Genomic DNA, 22,206 nt, shown 5'->3' on the forward strand with positions numbered 1-22,206 from the left:
TCCATTCATTGTAAACCTAACTTCTCTCCAAATGTCTCAAAGAGATACTGCTCTAATATTTGTACACTAAACGTTTCATTACGCCCAAGTGCAAATAATTCCCGATCTTTCGCTACGATAGTATCTAACGGAATAATGACATTATCCACTATTTTTGTAATTTCAATGATGTTACTTTTGACATTTACCTCTGTTTTAAATTCAATATTTTCTAATACGATATGTGAACGTCTTCCTGATGTGAAAAAAGTAAAGTTAGGATTTTTAACAACGCCAATTTCAGCCTCTAACGCATATAAATAGTGAAAAATTATATCTCTATGTCCATCTTTTATTATTTTTTCATCCTTCTCATCATCTAAGTATTCTTTCACTTTCGCTGCAAACTCAAATCGAAAATCCACTCTTTCACGCTCCCTCTATTCATTCTATACGAAATAAATATATTGAAATAATTTTACCATATTGCGATACAAGTTCCTATTAAAAGTAAAAAGTACTTTTCAAATCACTCTTCTTTCTAATTCTTTTTTAACTCAATATTAATTACTGCGTCGTTATATTAATTTAAACATATTTTTCCCATATTTTGAAACAATAGTATGAAATATTATATATCAATAAGCTGTTTCTAATTCTTTTTTCTATTTAGCTATCATCACCTTTACTATTCCGATATATTGAAACTACATTTTCTACTTATTCATTACATGCGAGAAGGAATGTAACTCTCTTCTATCGAATTTTTATATAACGAAAATGATTAGGTGGTGCTTTACTATGAAATTAGCTGTCATTGGTGGCGGTGATTTACAAGATTCAAATCACTCGCCTATTAATGAGCGACTTATAGAATTAACAAATAAACTATATCCAAAAGTATTATTCATTCCTACAGCTAGTCATGATGATGAAAGCTATATAAAATTATTTTTAGACACGTTCGAAAAACAATTACACTGTGAAGTACAAATTTTACGTACTATAGCCGATACACCTTCTAAATATGAAATAGACGAAGTGATTCAATCAGCTGATTTGATTTACCTCGGTGGCGGGAACTATATTCATATGCTTACACAATGGAAAGAACATAAACTAGATGAAAAATTATTATTTGCTTTGCAACAAGGAACGCTCATTGCAGGCTATAGCGCTGGTGCTATGTGCTGGTTCACATCTAGTATCCGATCAGATTATGAAGGCTCTGATTATATAGAGAGCAACGGATGGGGGATTGTGAACAAAAGATTTTGTCCACATTATAATCAATTAAATAGAATGAACGCCTTCCATTCCTTTTTACAAAACCATCAAGGTAATATAGAAGGAATTGCACTAGAGGATAATTGCGCTCTATATATTACAGAAGAATCTTTTGAAATTATCGGTGAACCTGAAAAAGCGTGGGAGTTTTATATGAGTGATAATAAACTCATTAGACAACATTTTGATATTACTTTAAAAAGCTATTTATAAACATCCACTTACAAAAAAATGTCCCTAAGTATAACAAACTTAGGGACATTTACACGATTTAGCTCACTAATCGTGTAATTCGTTTCTTCTGCCATGAAAGCTTATAATATGCATACTGTAAGATTAAGCTGACAATAAATGCTGCTGGGTATCCAATCCATATCCCTTCTATGCCAAGACTTGTATGGTAAGAAAGGTAATACGCTACAGGTACTTCAACTAGCCAAATTGATACGACGCCAATAACAGTTGGCCATAATACTGTACCGCTTGCTCGCATTGTCGCACTAATAATTTGTGCATGACCGAAAATTAAATAACTCCATAACGTAATCATAACGAGGCTATGAGCAATTTCAATTGTTGTTTGACTCGTTAAAAATAGTGATAGAATGTCTCTTGAGAACAAGTAAATAAGAGATATTAGCACACCACCGATGACATAGTTCATTATAATTCCGGCCTTCACAACTTTCTGCAGTCGATCGAATTGATTTGCACCAATTGATTGTGCTGCAAAAATAGAAACTGTAATACCAAGGCTAACGGCTGGCATTTGTACATAACTTGCAACTTGGTTCACAACGCCATATGCCGCTGTTGCATCCGAACCGTAACGATTTACAAACGCGATTACCGCAATTTCAGATAATGAAACTAATATCATATTAATACTCGCTGGAATTCCGAGTCGTAGCAATAGCTTTAATAACTCCCCATCCATGCGAAGATATTTCCTTACCGTACTATCTAATTGTAGCGGGTGATTTTTCTTCTTTAAATACACTAACATAACAATAAACGTAATAACTGTAGATATAACAGAAGCATAGGCTGCTCCATATACATTTAATTTCGGAGCTCCTAACCAGCCAAAAATAAGAATCGGTAATAAGATCATATTTAGCGTTGTACTTACAATTAAAAAGTAAAATGGCGTTTTAGAATCTCCTGTACCTCTCATAAACGTTGTGTATGCAAAATATAAAAATAAGACTGGCATTGATATAAATAAAATACGTGCATAATGTACACTTATTTCAATAATATTTTCTGGCGTTCCCATAAGGCGCATAATATCCATCGCAAAAATACTACCTACTATAGCTAACACCACTCCAATAATAAAAGTAAATGTCAGCGTCGTACCAACGATAGCTTTTAACCGATCTTCGTTTTTAGCACCAAACGCCTGACCAATTAAAATCGAACTACCTGAACCAATACCAATTACAAATGAAACGAGTAAGAAAAATAGCGGGAAGAATGCTGATATAGCCGCTAAATCATTCACTCCAAGCCATCTTCCTACTACTACCATACCGAATAATTGTCCAATTGATTGTAAGACATTACTTAATAGTAACGGTATTAAAAACATGGACATCGATTTCCAAATTGGTTTACTCTCATTCTCTAGCTTATGTGACTCCGCACCTTCTTTATTGTTATCTGTAGGTGGTTTCAAATTTCATTTCTCCTTTTATTAAACTTCTATCTCTTTGTATAGTTGTTATAATGATGTGCTTCTATTCATTTTCTTTTCCGTATTATTATAACTTCACCCAATATTGGCTTCCATCAGCTGTTCTATCTAAAAAACCATATTCAATTAAATATCTTCTTAAAGTTACAAAATCCGGGTATACGCTTCCTATGACAGTATTTACTTCTTTTTCAGTGTACTTTTTATTACTATCAAACTTCGTCACTAAATGGCGTAATATAATTAATTTACGCTTTTGTTTTTTCGGAAATTTAGAAAGCGGTCCATCTAATCCTTCTGTAAAATGTGTTTTTAATACTTCCTCATTTTCTTCTTCCGTAATATTGTAGCGATCATCTACCATCGTTGCGGTTCTATGAATGGGTACAAATTTCGTTTGTATTTTTGATTTTTCTTCTGACAGTTCCATTAATGCTAAAAACACTTTCGCTTGTTTCATTTTCTCTCGAAGTGTAAATCGATGATTACGGATGGTTGAAGTACTTCCGCCATCCAACTCTTTTACAATTTCTTTATCATTCAGCCCCATATGGAAAAACTGCACCATTTTTTTTTGCAAATCCGTTAAACCAGTGTACTTTTTATCAAGATTTAATAAATAATCAAACATAGACATATGTTCATTTTGCACATGCAATTGTACAAACTTCTCTGCTTCATATAAAACTTGATTATCTTGATAAATAACACCCTTAATAAACGCTTCTCCACAAGCTAAACAAATATATTCCTCTGTTTCCGCTTCAAATACATACCCCTTCTTCAATTCCTCAACCGAAGCATCCCAAAACTTCTCTGAAATATCATTCATACCAAACACTCCTTCAAAATGTTTACTTAAAAATAGACAAATTACAATAACGTTTGCTATCACTCCATCATCTTAACACAACACAAATAAACATTTCAACGTTTCGTTTACCCATTTTACAAACTTTTATAAAAACGTCTATTAAAAAATCTTATAAAAGGATTTAAGGCAAAGAAAAACGAATGTATTTAATACATGAATGAAGATAGGATGTGAAACAAAACATGATGATTCTGCAAGATTCTTATTCAATTTTAACTACAAAAAGGTATTTCCGTATATGGAAACACCTTTTACCCATTATATATTCTATTTATAAACTCGACTAAAGCCTTACTTACCTGTACGAATATATGCTTTCGGTTTCCACCCTCAACAAATTTACTAGTACAACTACCCATAATCATCATACAACTAATTATGACTAGCGCTAACTTTCTATTCTTGTAAGTCACTTCTTACCTCTCCACTATTACAAAATTCCATTTAAATTTATCCCATCAAGAAATTTTACAGGAATAATAAACCGAAAAAGAATCCATTTCACGTCATTTTTATTACATTATTTATCATTATTTTTTTCGTTTCGCTATTCTCCCAAAATGAAAATTCTATTTTTTTCACTCTCATGATGCTGTTAAATATCGTGAACCTTTCTTCATTCTATTTTTCTCACTACTACGTAAGGGAATCCTCTCTTGTTGTAAAACATGGTTTTGTATTTCATACTGAAATTCCATTTGAAGATATTCGTCACGTTAAATACTCTGGTAAAACACTTCGCTCTGAAAAGTGGACTAGACAGCAATTAGAAATCCATTACAATTTATTTGATTCTATGACAACTTTCGTACCTCAAGAAGAAGAAAAGTTCATTTCACTCTTAAAAGAAAACTGTCCACATATGAAAGTAATGAATCGAACACCCCACTAATATTCATAGCCGGGTAACGTTATAATTAAGGCTCGTCAATACATTTACTAATTTTTATCATAATGTCCATACCCCTACCTTTCTATCACATACATTGTTAATAATAATGAAAGGAGGAACCGCAATGGAAAATACAAATAGCAAACCGTTTGTAAACATTGAGGAAGGCGTATTTACCTCTCAAAAACTTCAAGTGGCTATGGACCAAGCTTTTCGAGTTCCTATATTTTTAAGCACTGTAAATACACTGAATCAACTACAACAGCAATTTTTAGACAGACTCATTTTCGAACTTGAGCAAGCTCTTCTTTTTCCTCGTACAATTCCACGAAGCGATCAATATCCTGAATCACCTTTAACAAGCATTAGAAGAATGATTTTATCTAGTTATGGACTCGTAGCTATAAATTTCCAGCGTTTTTTCGTACAAGGCATGAAAACAAATGTAGGTCCATTTTCACCGGACACACCATTTTGGGAAGGAACTCCTTTTTCTCAAATCGAACCAGCTATGGGGTATCAATATGGACTTCCCCTCTTACTAATTCGTGAAACGGGAACAGATATAAATAGAGGGATTTGGCAAATAGGAAATGCACCATTCTTAATTTTAGACTGGAATTCCGACACACAATCTATCGATTCATTTTTTAGTAGTGTTTCTTGGAGACAATTTTTTGCGAATTGGACTGCTCATGTGAGAAATGGATACTATCTACAAACAGAACCCGCGTTTAAATATTAATCGCTTACTTTAGCTAACTTATTTCTAATTTAGGCTATTTTTATTCAAACGATACGAACATACACTATTTCTAAAAAGTGGATTGCTATCCTTTAAATGCAGTTAATTTCTCACAAAGAATTAAACATGAATATCAAAAAAGCCAAGATTCTAAAACAAAGAACCTTGGCTTTTTCTATTACTCTTTCGGAGCAATCATTTTTTTCGGATCTACAATTTCATCAAATTGCTCTTCTGTTAGTAGTCCAGATTGCAGTGCTGCTTCTTTTAGCGTTAATCCATCTTTATGAGCATGCTTCGCAATTTTCGCTGCATTTTCATATCCGATATGCGGGTTTAATGCTGTAACAAGCATTAATGAACGATTCACATTCTCTTTAATTACTTCTTCATCTGCTTCAATACCAATTGCACAATTATCATTAAATGAAACAATTGCATCTGCTAATAAGTGAGCAGATTGTAAGAAGTTATATGCAATAACAGGTTTAAATACGTTTAACTCAAAATTACCTTGGCTCGCAGCAAATCCGATTGTTGCGTCATTTCCCATCACTTGCGCAACAACCATCGTTAACGCTTCACTTTGCGTTGGATTTACTTTACCTGGCATAATAGAGCTTCCTGGCTCATTTGCTGGAATAATAATTTCTCCTAGACCACTACGCGGACCGCTGGCTAGCCAGCGCACATCGTTAGCGATTTTCATTAAATCCGCTGCTAATGCTTTTAATGCACCATGCGTATATACAACTTCATCATGGCTCGTTAATGCGTGGAATTTATTTGGTGCAGAAATAAATTGCTTACATGTAAATTGGCTAATTTCCTCTGACACCATCTCACCAAATTTAGGATGAGCATTAATACCTGTTCCAACTGCAGTACCACCAATTGCTAACTCTTTCATATATGTATTGCTCTCTGCAACCATACGCTCTGTTTTTTCAAGCATACGGTGCCACCCGCTAATTTCTTGTCCTAATGTTAACGGTGTTGCATCTTGTAAGTGTGTACGACCAATTTTTATAATATGTTCAAATGCAGTTACTTTTTCTGCTAATGTTTCTTTTAATTTCGTAATTGCTGGTAATACGTGATTTTCTACTGCAATTACACATGCTACATGAAGCGCCGTTGGAAATGTATCATTTGAACTTTGAGACATGTTTACATCATCGTTCGGATGAATATGTACGTCAGATCCCTTCTCTTTCAAAATTTGATTCCCTCGATTTGCAATTACTTCATTCACATTCATGTTTGACTGTGTACCGCTACCCGTTTGCCATACGACAAGTGGAAAATGTTCATTCCATTTGCCTGCAATCACTTCGTCAGCTGCTGCCACAATTGCTTCTGCTTTTTCTTCCGATAGCTTTCCTAATTTTTGATTGCTAAGTGCTGCACTCTTCTTTAAAATTGCAAACGCTTTTACAATTTCAAGCGGCATTTGCTCTGTTCCAATCGGGAAGTTTTCTTTACTACGTTGCGTTTGTGCTGCCCATAATTTATCAGCTGGAACTTTTATTTCTCCTATTGTATCTCTTTCAATTCTGTACTCCATTTTTTCATCCCCTTGAAAATAAAATACCTACATTTCTTATATTAACAGACTTTTACCCAGATGATAAGAATTCTCACTCGTATATATAAAAAAAATACCTCCTGCCATCGCAGAAGGTATTTTTTATGATGCTTGCTTTCCTTTTTCAACGTCATCTACATACCAGATGAATTTGCCTGTATATCCGTAAATAACCGCCAAAATTAATGAAACAAAGCTTAACCACATAAACGGAACGTATGAGAACGTTGCTACACCTAAAATACCAGCCATAAAAATACCATTATCAGACCACGGAACCATACCAGAAGTTAACGTTCCACCTACTTCTGAGTTACGTGCTAATACACGGCGGTCTATTTTTAATTTATCATAGCTATCTTCCATAATTTTCGGTGTTAAAATTAGTGATACGTACATCGCACAACCAAATATATTCGCTAAGAATGCAACGATTAATGTAGACAATGTTACATTACCTGCAGAATTTAATTTCTTCTCAAATTTTGATACGATTACTTTTAAAACACCCAGTTTTTCAAGTAATCCACCAAATCCTAAACCGAAAATAATAACGGCTACAGATCCAAGCATACCGTTAATTCCACCACGGTTTAATAACTTGTCAACAAATTCAACACCAGATTGAATTGAGAATCCGTTATACGCTGTTCCAATCGCCTCTCCAAAGTTCATTCCTTGGAAAAGAGTTGCCCAAATTGCACCAATTAAAGCTCCCATTGCAATTGTTGGCATAGATGGTTTCTTCATCGCTAATAGTGCGATAACAATGACCGCCGGAACAAGCATCCATATTTTAATATCAAATTCCTTTAATAAAGCTTCTTTTAAAAACTCTACTCGGTTCAAATCTACATTATCGCCGCCATACATCCAACCAGCCACAGTAAACATAATGCTAGTAATAATATAAGCCGGAACATCTAATACGAGCATAGCTCGAACGTGAGCAATAACATCTACTTTCGCCATAGAAGCTGCAAGAACTGTACTATCAGAAAGTGGTGATAATTTGTCGCCGAAATAAGCTCCTGAAAGAACTGCACCAGCAACAAGCGGAAGTGGTAATCCAAGTCCCTCACCAATTGCCATCATAGCAATACCTGCTGTTCCTACTGTTCCCCATGATGTTCCTGTTGCGATAGAAGTTATCGAACAAATAATTAATGTTGCTAATAGGAAGATGCTAGGGTGAATAAACTCTAATCCATAATAGATTAATGTTGGTACTACGCCACCAGCAATCCATGTTCCAATTAAAGCACCTACTGCAACTAAAATCAGTATTGCTTCTAATCCGTTAGAAATCCCTTTCGTAATTGCATCTTGCAATTCTTGATAACGAAATCCTAATCTTAATCCAAGCGCAATTACTAAAAACCATGAAATAAATAGCGCTAATTGAATTGGGAGATCAAAAATCGTTTGGAAGGAAAAGACAACAGCAAGAAATAGTAATAAAAGAACTATGATTTCTAGCATCGATGGTAATCTTACACTTTTCATTTTTTCTCTCCTTACAAGTCGATAACATGACGTATGTCGTCTTACATGTATGTAATATACAATTAGCGAAGACAAAACAAAATTTTCATATTATTTCGATTTATTTTTCCAGTATAATATAACACCTTTTCTATTGTAAAAGTAGATGTTACTTTTCGCAATGGAAAATATAAAAAATGTTACATTTTTATATAAAACAATCCAAGAATAACTTTTTTAATATTTGCCACTACAAAACTTTTTACTATTATCCTCACCTTTTAAAGAGTACCATTTTTCTCCACAAAAAAGCACACATCATTAAAATGATGCATGCTCCACTTTTATTTATACATATTTTGTATTTCCTCTTTATTTTTAAGGATCTCCACAAACTTATCGCTACAACCTTTCGGAAACAATACTCCGAGTCCATATGAATGTTCAAACTGAAAATGAGGGTACTTCGCTTTGACCTCATCCCAAAATTTATACACGCCGAAGTTTCGATCTTTCACCTCAATATCATGAAATAAAACAATACCGTTATTCGCAAGTTTCGGTAACCATGTTTTATAATCATGAGAAACTGCTTCATACGTATGATAACCATCAATATGCAACAAATTTATCGTTCCATCTTGAAACTGATCCACAGCCTCGTCAAAAGTAGACCGAATTAAATTACCTATATGAGGGTAACTCATGTCCGTGTATTTACTCACTATTTGAAAAACACCTTCTCCATATGGACCTGTATGCTCATCCCCTGCCCAAGTATCTACAGCAAAGCATTTTGTAGATAATCCTCCATCTTTTACCCCTTGGCAAAAACTGAAAAAAGAAGCTCCTAAATGTGTACCTAACTCAACTAATATTTCTGGCTTTTCAAATCGTACTAAATCATAAGCAAAGTTTAAATGTCCCACCCACGCAGAATTCATTCGAATATATGGACTATATTGATCAAATTCAAATGTTGGTTTATGAGTAACCCAGCTCATCACATTTCTCCTTCTACACATATTTTTAACAAACCAAATTACTCTTATCTTTATTTTTTTATCATTGTAATTATGATTTTATTTCACAAAAAAATGAAGAATTAACTTTTCTCATTGAGGTAAAGCATCGTATACATATGGGTCTGTAGGCTTATTGATTTTCTCTACTTTGCTTACTTTTACAAGTGGAAATAGTGTTCCTTTATATGTCGTTTCGTCCAACAAACCTGTTATTTTCACCCATGTTTCCGGTGGGAGCTTTTTTACGTTTTCCCCTGCAACAATCATCCCCCAGACTGATGCATCCGCAATACAACAAGTTATGCCGTATCGCGCCACTACCACTTTATCCCCCGTCACATCCTTATCATTATATATGAACCCTGAGAATGTAATTTCTTTCCCTTTAAACCCTTTTACATCTTGGCCAATTATACTCATTGTTTGAACATAATCCTTATCCTCTACTTGTATTTTTCGTTGTCCTAACATACTTTTTTCTAATTGCTCTTCCACTTGATCTGTCACTTTTAAATTCGAGGTTTTATCTTGTTCTTGCCAATCAGGATTTACCTGTATTCCCTCTTTTTCGTTCTTTTCTATACTTCTCGCCTGTACACTTTGATTCATCCCCCTTTTTCCGGCTAAACTTCCGTCAATTGTTACACCTCCAAATAGAAAAGCACTAATAATTGGAACAACAAATAAAACATATACAAAGAAACTTTTCATCCCTGATTTTAATGCTGTATGATGCTTACAACAATTACAATCATCCTGTTTTTCTCTCCCATCTCCCCAAACTTGTAACGAACCAAGAAGTAAAATTACTACAAAAGCGATATACGTAAATTTAATCATTTTTGGAGCGATAAAATTATAAATATTCCCTGTTACAAGTAGTTTAAATAAAAGCATTGCTAAACCAATTAAAATAATGCCACGAATATAGCGATGATAGGCCTTCTGTTCCTTTTTCCCCACTGTTTCTCACCTCCTATAACGTTGTAATTTGCACGATTGTGTACACTGATAAAATAATAATTCCAATGAAAAAGAATACAAATTTCTTTTGAAAATACGCAAATAGCATTAACGTATTTTTCATATCAAGCATAGGTCCAAATACAAGAAATGCGAGAAGTGCTTTTACAGAGAAAACATGTCCAAAAGATGCCGCTATAAATGCATCGGCTGCTGAACAAATTGATAAAACATAACCCAATCCCATCATAATAATTGGGGAAATCACTTCATTATGCGCCACTGTATCAAGTACATTTCGATCAAAAAATGTTTGAAATACACTCGCAAAAAAAGCACCAATCAACAAATATTTACCCGTATCAAAAAACTCATCTACAGTGTGATTCACAACATTCCCCCAGCCCTTTTTTTCTTTTTTCTGAGCCGGATCCTCTATATCTTTTAAAATATTTTTCCCGCGATAGAAATAATACACAATTAGCCCTACTAATAGCGCCGCACAAATTGTTATCCCAAAGCGTGCATATACAACTACATCATTTTTTTGAAATGCATATACGGTAGATAAAAAAACAATCGGATTCATAATAGGTGCACTCAATAAAATTACAATTCCTACATGAAGAGGGAGTCCTTTTTGAATAAGTCTTCTTACGATTGGTATAATGACACATTCACACATCGGAAAAATGATTCCGACAAATACCGCTGGAATCATTGCAACAATCTGTGATTTCGGCATTACTTTATGAATCATATCTTCCGTTACAAACACTTGAATGAGAGAAGAAACAATTACCCCTAATAAAATAAAAGGTATTGCTTCGAATATAATACTTAAAAACACGGTATTCACATTCAACCATTCTTTTGGCATACTTTTGTGCAAATTTGTTAGACTTGTAAAGTCTACAAAAAATAATAAAAAAACAAAAATAGCAATAAGGGCTATTCCTATTAATTCTTTTGAAACTCTATTAAAGACCAACATGATCCCCCCACTTTATTCATATTAAATCGTATACTTGTCCAAATGCCCTACACTACTACACCACAAATTTTATAGTTTATTCCTATTCTTAAATCGTAATCATTATGATTTATTATTGATTTTTTCTTTTTTATCATTTAATATAAAACGTAATCATTACGATTTAAAGGAGAGATCATTTTATGAAAAAAGTACCTATCACTGTATTAAGTGGTTTTCTAGGAGCTGGAAAAACCACTCTACTACATCATATTTTGGCTAATAAGAGCAACTTAAAAGTGGCTCTTATCGTTAATGATATGAGTGAAATAAACATTGATGCGTCACTTATAAAAAAAGGTGGGTTTTCACGTACGGAAGAGAAATTAGTAGAAATTCAAAATGGTTGTATCTGCTGTACACTACGAGAAGATTTAATGATAGAAGTGAGTCGGCTTGTTGAAAACGATGATATTGACTATATAGTTATTGAATCTTCAGGTATAAGTGAGCCGATTCCAGTTGCCCAAACATTTACTTATACTGACGAAGTACTTCATATCGATTTAACGAAAAATTGTCGCCTCGATACGATGGTTACAGTTGTAGATGCAAATAAATTTTGGGATGATTTTGCAGATGGTGAAAGTTTATTAGACCGTAAACAGGCTATCGATGAAAATGATACTCGAGAAGTTATTGACTTACTAATAGACCAAATTGAATTTGCGAATGTCATTATTCTTAATAAAATTGATTTAATAGAAAAAGAAGATAGGATAGAACTTCATCATTTATTACAAAAATTAAATCCCGGTGCAAAAATTATTGAAGCTTCATTTAGCAACGTACCATTACAAGAAATTTTAAATACAAATTTATTCAATTATGAGGAAGCGAGTCAATCGGCGGGCTGGATGCAAGAACTAAATAGTGAACATCATACACCCGAAACTGAAGAATATAGTATCAATTCCTTTGTGTACCGTCGTAAATCCCCTTTCCATCCTGAACGCCTTATGAATTGGTTAAAAAAATGGCCTGTAGATGTTGTAAGATCGAAAGGCTTTTTCTGGCTCGCATCTCGTAATAATATGATAGGGCTTCTATCTCAAGCAGGTTCCTCTATTACAATTCAAGGAGCCGGTGAATGGATAGTGGCATTACCTGAAACTGAAAGAAATCAAATTATTACAGAAGAACCCGAAGTATTGAAAAACTGGGACGAGCGATATGGAGATCGAATAACTGAGCTCGTATTTATCGGTATTGATATGAATCGTTCTGTGATTGAACAATCATTAGATGATTGTCTATTAACAGAAAAGGAAATGGAACAAAACTGGAATACATTTGTTGACCCTATTCCGTCTTTTACTTATACTTCATAATCTAAAATAAAAAGGCTTCCGTCAACAGAAGCCTTTTTTATTTTATCGTTCTCTTAATTAACAAACTTTCTTTCATTTAAATAACAACTTTACATTAAGAAAGAAATTTCAGTTTATTTTTTATACACTCCGTGATATATTGCATATTGTATCCAATATATTTTTTGAAAGGAGACTATATACATTATGGGTCCAAATCGTTTAAAAGGAATCATTATGGTTGTAATTGGTGCTTGTTTATGGGGTTTGTCCGGAACAGCTGCACAACAACTTTTCCAATATGAACACGTTTCTACTGAATGGTTAGTTACAATTCGATTACTTATATCTGGTGTTATCTTACTTATTATTTCATCATTCGGAACGAGAAAAAAAGAAATATTCGGCATATGGAAACAAAAATCTGATGCTATTAAAATAATTTTGTTTGGCCTATTCGGTATGCTTGCTGTACAGTACACATACTTCGCTTCTATTAAAGAAGGGAACGCTGCGGTCGCAACATTATTGCAATATTTAGCACCTATATTTATTACTGTATATTTACTTTTCAAGTGGAACGTTCGTCCATCAAAAATTGATTTCATTTCAATTGCCCTTTCATTAGTAGGCACTTTTCTCTTACTAACAAACGGGTCGGTTCATAACTTAGCTGTTTCTACACCAGCTATTATTTGGGGTATTTTATCTGGATTATCTCTTGCTTTTTATAGTTTATATTCAAAGGGATTACTAGCAAGATGGTCTTCCTCTGTTATCGTTGGATGGGGCATGATTATTGGGGGGATTGGTGTAACGATTGTACACTTTATTTCTACGAAAGAATTCATTTTATTGTCAACTATGAAATATGTAAAACTAAGTACCTTACCGCTTATCACATTTGTCGTCATTTTCGGTACACTTATTGCATTTTATTTATACTTAGACAGCATACGATACTTGACTCCGAAAGAAACGACATTATTCGGATGTACTGAACCACTCGCAGCTATTATTTCTTCTGTACTTATATTACATGTACCGTTTCAATCTTTTCAGTTATTAGGGGCTTTTTGTGTCATTGTAATGGTGCTCATCTTAAGCCAAAAACCGGATGAAGGGAAACCAAAATTAAAGCTTGTTCATAAGAAAAAGGAAAATATACAATGAAAGGATTGAATTCACTATGCCTATCCCTCAAAATTATAAAAAACAAGGAAGAGTTTCGGCAAAATCACTCGTTTTAAATCAACTACAAGATTGGATTATTGAAGGTGTACTAAAGCCTAATGAAAAAGTTAATGATGGGGAATTGGCTGAAGCACTAGGCGTAAGCAGAACACCTGTAAGAGAAGCACTTCAAATATTAGAGCTTTCTGGATTAGTGGAAATGGTACCTGGGCAAAAAACAAAAATTGCTCCTATTAAGTTAGATGACATCCCTATCATTTATGAAACGATGGCTGGTCTTCACTCTATTATAGGAAAGCAAGCACTTCAAAACATTACAGCCGCTGATCTGAAACTACTTTCTGAAATAAATGATGATTTTCAGCGCTCTATAGAGAAGAAAAACGCAAAACAAGCTTTACAACTAGATATACAATTTCACAATACAATTTCTTCTATTGCTAAAAACCAATATATTGAACCCTTTCTAGACAATATGCAACTTCACGTTTTACGCCTTGAATATTTGTTTTTCCAAAACTTTGTTCCAGCAAGACAATCTATTGAAGAACATAACACTATCATTCAAGCACTTCATAAGCAGGACGAACAACAAATGGAACAAATGATGTCTCAAAACTGGCTCCGTCCAATGAAAGAAATATCAAAAATAATTTCTATGAAATAAGAATAGAGCTGGTTACACAAAATCGTAACCAGCTCACCTTTTACTAATCTATATAGCTATGCCTGAATATCTGCATAATCTTCCATATCTTCGTACTCTTTTTCCAATTCCTCTAAAGACAGCTCGTATAATTGTCGTTCACGAATCTTAAACACACCTGCTCCAATTAACTCATCGATTAAATGCCTCTTACGATTTTCAACAGCAAAACGGAGTTGACTACTCATCTTTTAAAAAACTCCTTTCTACGATCATTGAAAATGATAATCTTTATCAATTACCACTTTGATTATAAAAGATGACTCTTTATAAGTAAAGTAATTTCATGAAATATTTACCTTACAAAGTATTTGTGGCCACATTATATATATGTATGCCTTGCGAAAAATGTTATGACACATTTTCTTATCCTTTTTCTTTCATACTTTGCAAGTTGTCTCACCATGATTAAATTCACCATCTATCTCTACTTGAATGGTGACATGTTCTACATGAAACTTCTCTTTTAATACGTCCGTAGCCTCTTTTAGTACACTTTGCGTTCCATTTCCTTTAATAATCAAATGGCAAGTTAATACTTGAAAATCAGATGTGACAGACCATATATGCAAATCATGAACTTCTTTTACAACCGTAATATTTAATAATGTACTTTTTACCTCTTCAACATTTATGTGCTGCGGTGCACCTTCCATTAATATATGGACCGTATCACGTGTTACACGCCATCCACTAATAATGACTAAAATAGACACAAGAATACTAGCAATCGCATCTGCAGCAGTCCATCCGAAAAATTTAATACATAGCGCTGCAATAATTGCTCCGACTGATCCTAATAGATCACCTAACACGTGTAAAAAAGCACTTCTTAAATTCAAATTACCTTTCACATCTCCGCCTCTCATTAATATCCAAGCTGATAAAATATTAATAAGCAGACCAAGTACAGCAATAATGAGCATCCCATTACTAGCAATCTCAACTGGTTCTGTAAACCGGCGAATTGCTTCAATAAAAATGTATACTGAAATGACAATAAGAACGACACCGTTACATAATGCCGCTAACATTTCGACTCGCTTATACCCGTATGTTTTCGCAGCTGTTGCTGTTTTTTCTCCAAGCTTAAACGCAAGTAAACTTAACGCTAACGATACCGCATCACTTAACATATGCCCCGCATCAGATAGTAGTGCTAAACTATTTGTTACAAATCCCCCAATTACTTCAGCAATCATAAAACTTGTTGTTAGTACGAAAGCAATTAGTAACGCCTTTTTATTGTTAGAATGACCGTGATCATGTGAATGTCCCATACAAATGCTCCTTTAAGTGCAATATCTGTATGTTAGTATGAAACAAATTCCCCATCTTTATCCCGAATTAACGCCCGATTAGTGAAGGCTCATAATCAGTGAGAATGCCCCCACACACTGATTAAAGTCTCACTTTATCCCACTTCCTCTGTATACACATTTCGCTATATTTCAAACAAGTCCTTTTTCTCAACAAAAAATAAGACTACTTCTTTTTCAGCTTCATATTGTTTACTAATGAAAGAAATTTGAAGGAGGTTACTTATATGAAACGTTTATTTCTCTGTATGGAACGTGAACTTGTTGTAGTGAAAGAACAATATGGTCACTTTGAAACAACTTATCACTTACAAAATATGCAACCTACCTGTATCGCTGTTGATCCATTCCAACAAAACCGTGTATATTGCGGAACATTTGGACGAGGTTTATGGTTAAGCGACGATGGCGGAGATTCGTGGAAACCAATTGGTGATTCCTATCGTTACTTTGATTTCCCTAAAGAAGATGGTATTTTACACTCTTCGATTACTTCTATAACGATAAGCTCAAATGAACAAGTTAACGGCTACGGCGTCGTTTATGTCGGCACAGAACCGAGCGCTTTATTCCGTTCGGAAAATGGCGGGGAAACGTGGACGGAACTTAAAAATATGAAATCATTATTATCTTCTTATACGTGGGCTTTCCCGCCTAGACCTTTTACCCATCACGTTCGCTGGATTACAGTTGATCCAAACAATCCTAATACAATCCACGTTTCAATTGAAGCTGGTGCTGTTATTCAAAGTAATGATAGAGGGCATACATGGATTGATAAAAAATTTGGTGCCCCTATCGATGCTCATCAATTGCTTATGCACCCTGAAGCACCAAATCGCCTTTATGCATCATGTGGTGACGGATTTATGGGCGGACCTGATCGTGCATACCTTGAAAGTTATAACAGTGGAAACAGCTGGATATCATGCAGTGAAGGACTAGAACATCATTATTTATACAGCATGGCTATCGATCCGGCTGGTTGCGATACAATTCTCGTTTCTGCCGCACCAAGTGCCGATCTCGCTCATCACCGTATTCCTTATGAATCTTATATTTATCGTAAAACGAAAGATACACCTTTCGAGCAAGTACAGCAAGGTCTACCATCAGCAATCGGTACAGTCATTTCGATGTTTGCTACAAACCAAGCAGAACCACATACATTTTATACTTTAAATAACAACGGAGTCTTTCAATCCAATGATAGCGGCGAATCGTGGGAACAACTAAACATTCCTTGGAAAGATGAGTATAAAACGCAGCATCCGCATGCGTTACTTGTAGCTAGTTCTTAACGAAAAAAGACTGCCTAACGGTTTTAGGCAGTGTCTCTTTTATTTCTTTAAATCAATGACAATATCATCTAACACAATACCCTTATTGCCTCCCCGTTTTCGAGACACGAAACTCTCCTTTACTTGTCCTCCAACTATTGTTACCGAACCATAATTTTCAGGAGTGTGAATTCTTAAATTAACGTGAGGCGTTATAATTAGCTTGGTTGCGTTCTCATTGAGTTGTTGGAATGTTTTACTCCAATTAAAATTATAAGAATCCTCACCTGAGCCTCCATTTCCTTCCCCAGAATACTGATTACCTAAATCATCCCTCACTTCTAAATCGATATCCACTCCATCCCATACACCCCTTATTTCTTGAGATACTTCTTGGTTGTAGTATAAAATAAACGACATTGGTGTTATTTCCATTCTCTCCATATTTACTTTTACACCATCTTTTTCTGTACTACCTCTAATCAATTGCTCTTTATTTTCTATTCCTCTTAGATTAATATTAAAATTCCAATCCCCCTTTATCGTTTCTTCTGTTTCTAAAATGTCTATACTTTTTATACTCCATTCAATGTTCACTGTAGTTTCTTTACTACTAACTAGATCGCTGCTTGTTTTTATCGAACCTGTATATTTTCTATCAGCGACTTTAGTAATTTTATTGCTTCCTGATTGGGCACCTGCTCCTTTAATAGTTAAAAAATCCAATGTACTTGGATTTTTGCCTAAATCTCTGTTACTTTCTATAGAATAGTTTATTGATACTGTCTTCCCATCGAAAATCGCATCATTTACCGTTATCTTAATTCCATTGCTTTCTTTTATCATATTTAGTACTATAGCGTATTGTTTATAATTATTATGAAGCTCCGCCGTCTTCTCTACGTCAGCTTTATAATTTTCATACACCCCTGTTCTACCATTATCTAAAAATCGAAATATATCACCTACAATTGGTAATCCCCCGGCATATGTAGGAAACCCGATACCGAGCGTTGCAACTGATAACCCTACTAAAATGGATGCAGCTGCAACACCCTTCTTCCAACTTTTCATCTTTTTCTTCGTACGTATCGATTGTTTTACATTACGTTTCACTTTTTCTTTTTCAATTTCAGAAGCCTCAATTTCCTCAAGTTCTTTTTGATCTATATCAATGTCATTTAATAGTTCATAAATGTCTTTCATATTGCACTACCTCCAAAACTAATATTCGTAGCATTTTGTTGTAGTTTCTTTTTTCCACGGTACACACGATTATCGATCGCTGCCCGAGTTAACCCTAACTTATCTCCTATTTCTTCTGTCTTCATACCGAGAAGATATTTCATAATGAACACCTTTTGATCTAACGGTTCTAATTGATTAATAAGCTTCAATAACTCTTCCCTATCTTCCATAACGATTAATTCATCTTCTGCTGATTTTTCCGTACTAATAGGAAACTCATCTGAAATAATTTCTACTTTTCTAGTTGCTTTTCGGTAATAATCAATCGCCTTAAATTTCGCAATCGCCGCAATCCATTTTTTAAAATCACTCGGCTCTCCATGAAATTTATTTGCGTTATTCCAAATGGAAAGAAATATATCGTTTACGCATTCCTCTATGAGTCCATCATTTTGAACTGGAAGAAGAACTTTGTGCGTTATTCCTTTTATGAGTGGTAAGTATGTATCGACAACGAATTCTAGCGCATCTTCTTTTTGCCGTTGTAATCTTTTTATAAAATTTTTCTCATTTGATTTCATGTAGCGATTCCCCTTATTTTTTTGTAAAAACTTTTACACCCTATATAACGTCTTACAAAATATTTTCTCTCATCTTTTTTATTTTTTGTATGTTATGGAATACTTTCCCTAAGCCATTGTCTCACATAACTATGTATTACAAGAAAATTTTCTCAAGTCTGCCCTTTAATTCATGTAGTACACTATTTATGTAGTGACTTTTTAACTTGATGTACATTTTATTTCATTAATCTACTATTTTAAATTAGGAGATGAGATGTGTATGTGTGGAATTACAGGTTGGGTCGATTGGAAGGAAGATCTTTCAAATCAACATGTTATTTTAGAAGAGATGGCAAATAGTATTCAGCATCGTGGTCCTGATGCTGAAGGATTTTGGTTTTCACCACGTGCTGCCTTTGCACACCGGCGTTTAATTGTAATTGATCCAGAAGGCGGAACACAGCCGAAGACATTTCGTTCTGGTGATTATACGTATGCTCTTACTTATAATGGAGAAATTTATAATTTCCGTGAACTGAGAGAGCAACTTCGAAAATGTGGTCATGCATTTGAAACGCACTCAGATACAGAAGTGTTACTACATGCTTATTTAGAATGGAAAGAAGATTGCGTACAACATTTAAACGGAATTTTCGCTTTCGCTTTATGGGATGATCAGAAGCAACAACTGTTTTTAGCACGTGATCATTTAGGTGTAAAGCCACTCTTTTATACAGAAAGAAATGACAGCATTATTTTCGGATCTGAAATTAAAGCATTATTGGCGCATCCATCTGTCCCCGCTGAAATTGATTCGGATGGCATAAATGAAATATTTGGATTAGGCTTATTTCGAACTCCAGGATGTGGCGTCTTTAAACATATTCAAGAAGTACGTGCCGGACATTCTATAACATTTACACGTGATAAAAAAGTAGTTACGAAGTATTGGAATTTAGAAAGTAAGGTCCATACAGATTCTATAGAAGATACATCATCACATATTTTATCTATTTTACAAGATACAGTAAAAAGACAATTAATTGCCGATGTTCCTCTCGTCTGTATGTTATCTGGGGGGTTAGATTCTAGCGGCATTACTGCACTAGCCGGGAAAGAATTTGCTGCTGAAAATAAAACACTTCATACGTATTCCGTTGACTTTGTAAATAGCGCAAAAGATTTCGAGCTGACATTTGCTCGCACTGGTTTAGACGCTCCTTGGGTAAAACGCGTTTCCGAACATGTAGGGACATCTCATCATGACATTATTGTGAATGCTGAAGAATTAGCAAATCACTTATTCGTTCCCCTCCGTGCAAAAGATTTGCCAAGTGCTGGTGAAATGGAAACTTCACTATATTTACTATTTTGCGAAATGAAAAAAGATGCAACTGTAGCTTTATCTGGAGAATCAGCTGATGAAGTATTCGGTGGGTATCCTTGGTTTCATCAGGAGGAATTACTATATGTAGATAAGTTTCCGTGGCTATCTAATTGGAAAAATACATCTCCTCTTCTACTAAATGAAGTAAATAACCAATGCAACTTAGAAAACTATATTGATACACGATTCCAAGAAGCGATACTTGAAGTACCTACTCTTGAAGGTGAAAGTAAAAAATCCGCGAAGCAGCGTCAAATGTTTTATTTATTTTTAACGAGATTTCTCCCGTTCTTACTTGACCGGAAAGACCGTATGAGTATGGCTGTAGGATTTGAAGTTCGCGTACCGTTTTGCGATTATCGATTAGTTGAATATTTATGGAACGTTCCTTTCAACATAAAAAGCATTGATAATATTGAAAAAGGCATTTTACGTAGAGCACTACAACCTGCTTTACCTGACGATGTACGCAATAGAAGAAAAAGTGCTTATCCAACTTCACAAGACCCACATTATTTACAAACAATCCGTCATTTATCACTCGACATGTGCAGCAATAAAAACAATCCTATTTTCTCACTTATTAACCATTCCACATTACTTTCGATTGCCGATGAAAGCAATAAGGAAATTAATAATTTTGAAGCAAGAAGTGCTATGGAATACATGCTTCAAGTAAATGAATGGTTGAAAACATATCACATCCATATCGCTTAACAAAAAGGAGTTCAAGGGTAAAACCCTTGAACTCCTTTTATATTAATTAGCGCATCTTTTATTTTCAGTATCAATGGACCATCCAATAATAGTGGCACAATCTCTACCTTTCCACTGCAGTACATTTGTTAATACTGGTTCAATCTGTAAACTATTTCCGTCGTGCAATATTTCTACTAAAGATTGATCATCATCAAACCTTCGTTTATCACACTCTAAAATACCGTCCGTTGCCATTACGATGTGATTCATTCCTTTTTCTAATCCTCTTACACCTGACGTAAAGCAAGGTGTATTTGCTGCGAAAATATTTTTCCTACCAATATATTCGTAATTTTTCCGTTTATTTAATCGCCCTTTACCATTCTTCGTTTTCTCAGAATGGAATAAATATGCGAAGCAATCACCAACTGATAGCCAATATAAAAATTCGCCTTTTCGCAAACAAATTAAGCATGCAAGTTCCTCACCATCTTGATCACATTTTTCAATAAACAATTCATCTGTAAATAACGCTAATAAGTACATATGTGTATGATGAAAAGCTAAATGTATCGGGTAGGAAAATAACTCTTTTAGTTTCTCTTTTCTTTCTGAAATGGCTTCTATTATATAATCAATATTTTTTGTTTTGTGGTGTGTATCAAAAATCATAACAAATTCAAATTGTAACTCAGGATCCCACCAAGCAAGCACCGCATCTCCTCGTTCATATGCATCACTTTCTTGATTTCCCCCATATACGCCGACTGAAAGAGGACCACATTTTTCAACATGTATTTCATCTACATACATCTGTTCATGACTCATCCATTTGAATGTATTCACAGCTATCATCCTCTCTCTTGCTAAATGTATACCTTTACACATAGATTACCTTATATTTCAATAAAAATAAACTTTTTCAACATTTTTTATCCAAATAAAAGGATTTTATTTCTATCCTCACGAATATATCTTAATGTACGATAT

At 34.4% G+C, this 22,206-nt stretch carries 21 protein-coding genes; 8 read left to right on the forward strand and 13 right to left on the reverse strand.

What is annotated here, in order from left to right:
* Nucleotides 1-5: 5 nt before the first annotated feature.
* The gene (locus F8162_RS25870; protein WP_151630908.1) at nt 6-404 is read right to left on the reverse strand and encodes a DUF3942 family protein; all 399 of its coding nucleotides are present in this window, start codon (nt 402-404) and stop codon (nt 6-8) included.
* Between the two features lie 376 nt (nt 405-780).
* On the opposite strand from F8162_RS25870, the gene F8162_RS25875 reads away from it, so the two are divergent.
* Nucleotides 781-1,479 (forward strand): peptidase E, encoded by a 699-nt coding sequence (locus F8162_RS25875; RefSeq protein ID WP_151630909.1) that lies wholly within the window; start codon nt 781-783, stop codon nt 1,477-1,479.
* Between the two features lie 58 nt (nt 1,480-1,537).
* Here F8162_RS25875 and F8162_RS25880 read toward each other — a convergent pair whose 3' ends face one another.
* Complete coding sequence (locus F8162_RS25880; protein ID WP_151630910.1) at nt 1,538-2,947, reverse strand: MATE family efflux transporter; 1,410 nt, start codon at nt 2,945-2,947, stop codon at nt 1,538-1,540.
* 85 nt (nt 2,948-3,032) lie between these two features.
* Entirely contained in the window at nt 3,033-3,797 is a 765-nt protein-coding gene (locus tag F8162_RS25885) for a DUF2087 domain-containing protein (protein WP_151630911.1), read from the reverse strand.
* A gap of 499 nt (nt 3,798-4,296) precedes the next feature.
* Between F8162_RS25885 and F8162_RS25890 the strand changes: the two genes are divergently transcribed.
* Together F8162_RS25890 and F8162_RS25895 are read left to right on the forward strand one after the other, a co-directional pair.
* A complete protein-coding gene (locus tag F8162_RS25890; protein WP_151630912.1) occupies nt 4,297-4,731 on the forward strand; it encodes a PH domain-containing protein in 435 nt (144 codons plus the stop codon).
* Between the two features lie 124 nt (nt 4,732-4,855).
* A complete protein-coding gene (locus F8162_RS25895) occupies nt 4,856-5,476 on the forward strand; it encodes a hypothetical protein (protein ID WP_151630913.1) in 621 nt (206 codons plus the stop codon).
* Nucleotides 5,477-5,654: 178 nt separating this feature from the next.
* On the opposite strand, the gene fumC is transcribed toward F8162_RS25895, so the two are convergent.
* From fumC to F8162_RS25920, 5 genes are all read right to left on the reverse strand, one after another.
* A complete protein-coding gene (gene fumC, locus F8162_RS25900) occupies nt 5,655-7,043 on the reverse strand; it encodes a class II fumarate hydratase (protein WP_151630914.1) in 1,389 nt (462 codons plus the stop codon).
* A gap of 123 nt (nt 7,044-7,166) precedes the next feature.
* Complete coding sequence (gene nhaC / locus F8162_RS25905; RefSeq protein WP_000843982.1) at nt 7,167-8,570, reverse strand: Na+/H+ antiporter NhaC; 1,404 nt, start codon at nt 8,568-8,570, stop codon at nt 7,167-7,169.
* Between the two features lie 323 nt (nt 8,571-8,893).
* A complete protein-coding gene (locus tag F8162_RS25910; protein WP_073517896.1) occupies nt 8,894-9,553 on the reverse strand; it encodes a class I SAM-dependent methyltransferase in 660 nt (219 codons plus the stop codon).
* A 111-nt stretch (nt 9,554-9,664) separates the two neighbouring features.
* Nucleotides 9,665-10,537, reverse strand: a complete 873-nt coding sequence (locus tag F8162_RS25915) for a TIGR03943 family putative permease subunit (protein WP_151630915.1) — start codon at nt 10,535-10,537, stop codon at nt 9,665-9,667.
* Nucleotides 10,538-10,550: 13 nt separating this feature from the next.
* Nucleotides 10,551-11,528, reverse strand: a complete 978-nt coding sequence (locus F8162_RS25920) for a permease (protein ID WP_151630916.1) — start codon at nt 11,526-11,528, stop codon at nt 10,551-10,553.
* A 185-nt stretch (nt 11,529-11,713) separates the two neighbouring features.
* Between F8162_RS25920 and F8162_RS25930 the strand changes: the two genes are divergently transcribed.
* The 3 genes from F8162_RS25930 to F8162_RS25940 all read left to right on the forward strand — a co-directional run bounded on the left by F8162_RS25930 (nt 11,714) and on the right by F8162_RS25940 (nt 14,741).
* On the forward strand, nt 11,714-12,901 hold the full coding sequence (locus F8162_RS25930; protein ID WP_151630917.1) for a GTP-binding protein: 1,188 nt from the start codon (nt 11,714-11,716) through the stop codon (nt 12,899-12,901).
* A gap of 186 nt (nt 12,902-13,087) precedes the next feature.
* Entirely contained in the window at nt 13,088-14,053 is a 966-nt protein-coding gene (locus F8162_RS25935; RefSeq protein WP_151630918.1) for a DMT family transporter, read from the forward strand.
* 16 nt (nt 14,054-14,069) lie between these two features.
* On the forward strand, nt 14,070-14,741 hold the full coding sequence (locus F8162_RS25940) for a GntR family transcriptional regulator (protein ID WP_151630919.1): 672 nt from the start codon (nt 14,070-14,072) through the stop codon (nt 14,739-14,741).
* Between the two features lie 56 nt (nt 14,742-14,797).
* On the opposite strand, the gene fbpA is transcribed toward F8162_RS25940, so the two are convergent.
* Nucleotides 14,798-14,968, reverse strand: a complete 171-nt coding sequence (gene fbpA, locus F8162_RS25945) for a Fur-regulated basic protein FbpA (RefSeq protein WP_151630920.1) — start codon at nt 14,966-14,968, stop codon at nt 14,798-14,800.
* Nucleotides 14,969-15,160: 192 nt separating this feature from the next.
* Nucleotides 15,161-16,060: a cation diffusion facilitator family transporter gene (locus F8162_RS25950; protein ID WP_151630921.1), complete on the reverse strand. Its 900-nt coding sequence runs from the start codon at nt 16,058-16,060 to the stop codon at nt 15,161-15,163.
* Between the two features lie 266 nt (nt 16,061-16,326).
* Between F8162_RS25950 and F8162_RS25955 the strand changes: the two genes are divergently transcribed.
* Entirely contained in the window at nt 16,327-17,400 is a 1,074-nt protein-coding gene (locus tag F8162_RS25955; RefSeq protein ID WP_151630922.1) for a WD40/YVTN/BNR-like repeat-containing protein, read from the forward strand.
* Between the two features lie 39 nt (nt 17,401-17,439).
* On the opposite strand, the gene F8162_RS25960 is transcribed toward F8162_RS25955, so the two are convergent.
* Nucleotides 17,440-18,585 (reverse strand): DUF4179 domain-containing protein, encoded by a 1,146-nt coding sequence (locus F8162_RS25960; protein WP_151630923.1) that lies wholly within the window; start codon nt 18,583-18,585, stop codon nt 17,440-17,442.
* On the reverse strand, nt 18,582-19,148 hold the full coding sequence (locus F8162_RS25965) for a sigma-70 family RNA polymerase sigma factor (protein ID WP_151630924.1): 567 nt from the start codon (nt 19,146-19,148) through the stop codon (nt 18,582-18,584). Before F8162_RS25965 ends, F8162_RS25960 begins: the two co-directional genes overlap by 4 nt.
* 262 nt (nt 19,149-19,410) lie before the next feature.
* On the opposite strand from F8162_RS25965, the gene asnB reads away from it, so the two are divergent.
* Nucleotides 19,411-21,234, forward strand: coding sequence for an asparagine synthase (glutamine-hydrolyzing) (gene asnB, locus F8162_RS25970; protein WP_151630925.1), 1,824 nt, complete (start codon nt 19,411-19,413; stop codon nt 21,232-21,234).
* A 42-nt stretch (nt 21,235-21,276) separates the two neighbouring features.
* Here asnB and F8162_RS25975 read toward each other — a convergent pair whose 3' ends face one another.
* Nucleotides 21,277-22,104, reverse strand: coding sequence for a protein phosphatase 2C domain-containing protein (locus tag F8162_RS25975; RefSeq protein WP_151630926.1), 828 nt, complete (start codon nt 22,102-22,104; stop codon nt 21,277-21,279).
* Nucleotides 22,105-22,206 lie beyond the last annotated feature (102 nt).

Origin of the sequence: Bacillus sp. CH140a_4T (assembly GCF_008923725.1) — a bacterium.
Taxonomy (GTDB): domain Bacteria; phylum Bacillota; class Bacilli; order Bacillales; family Bacillaceae_G; genus Bacillus_A.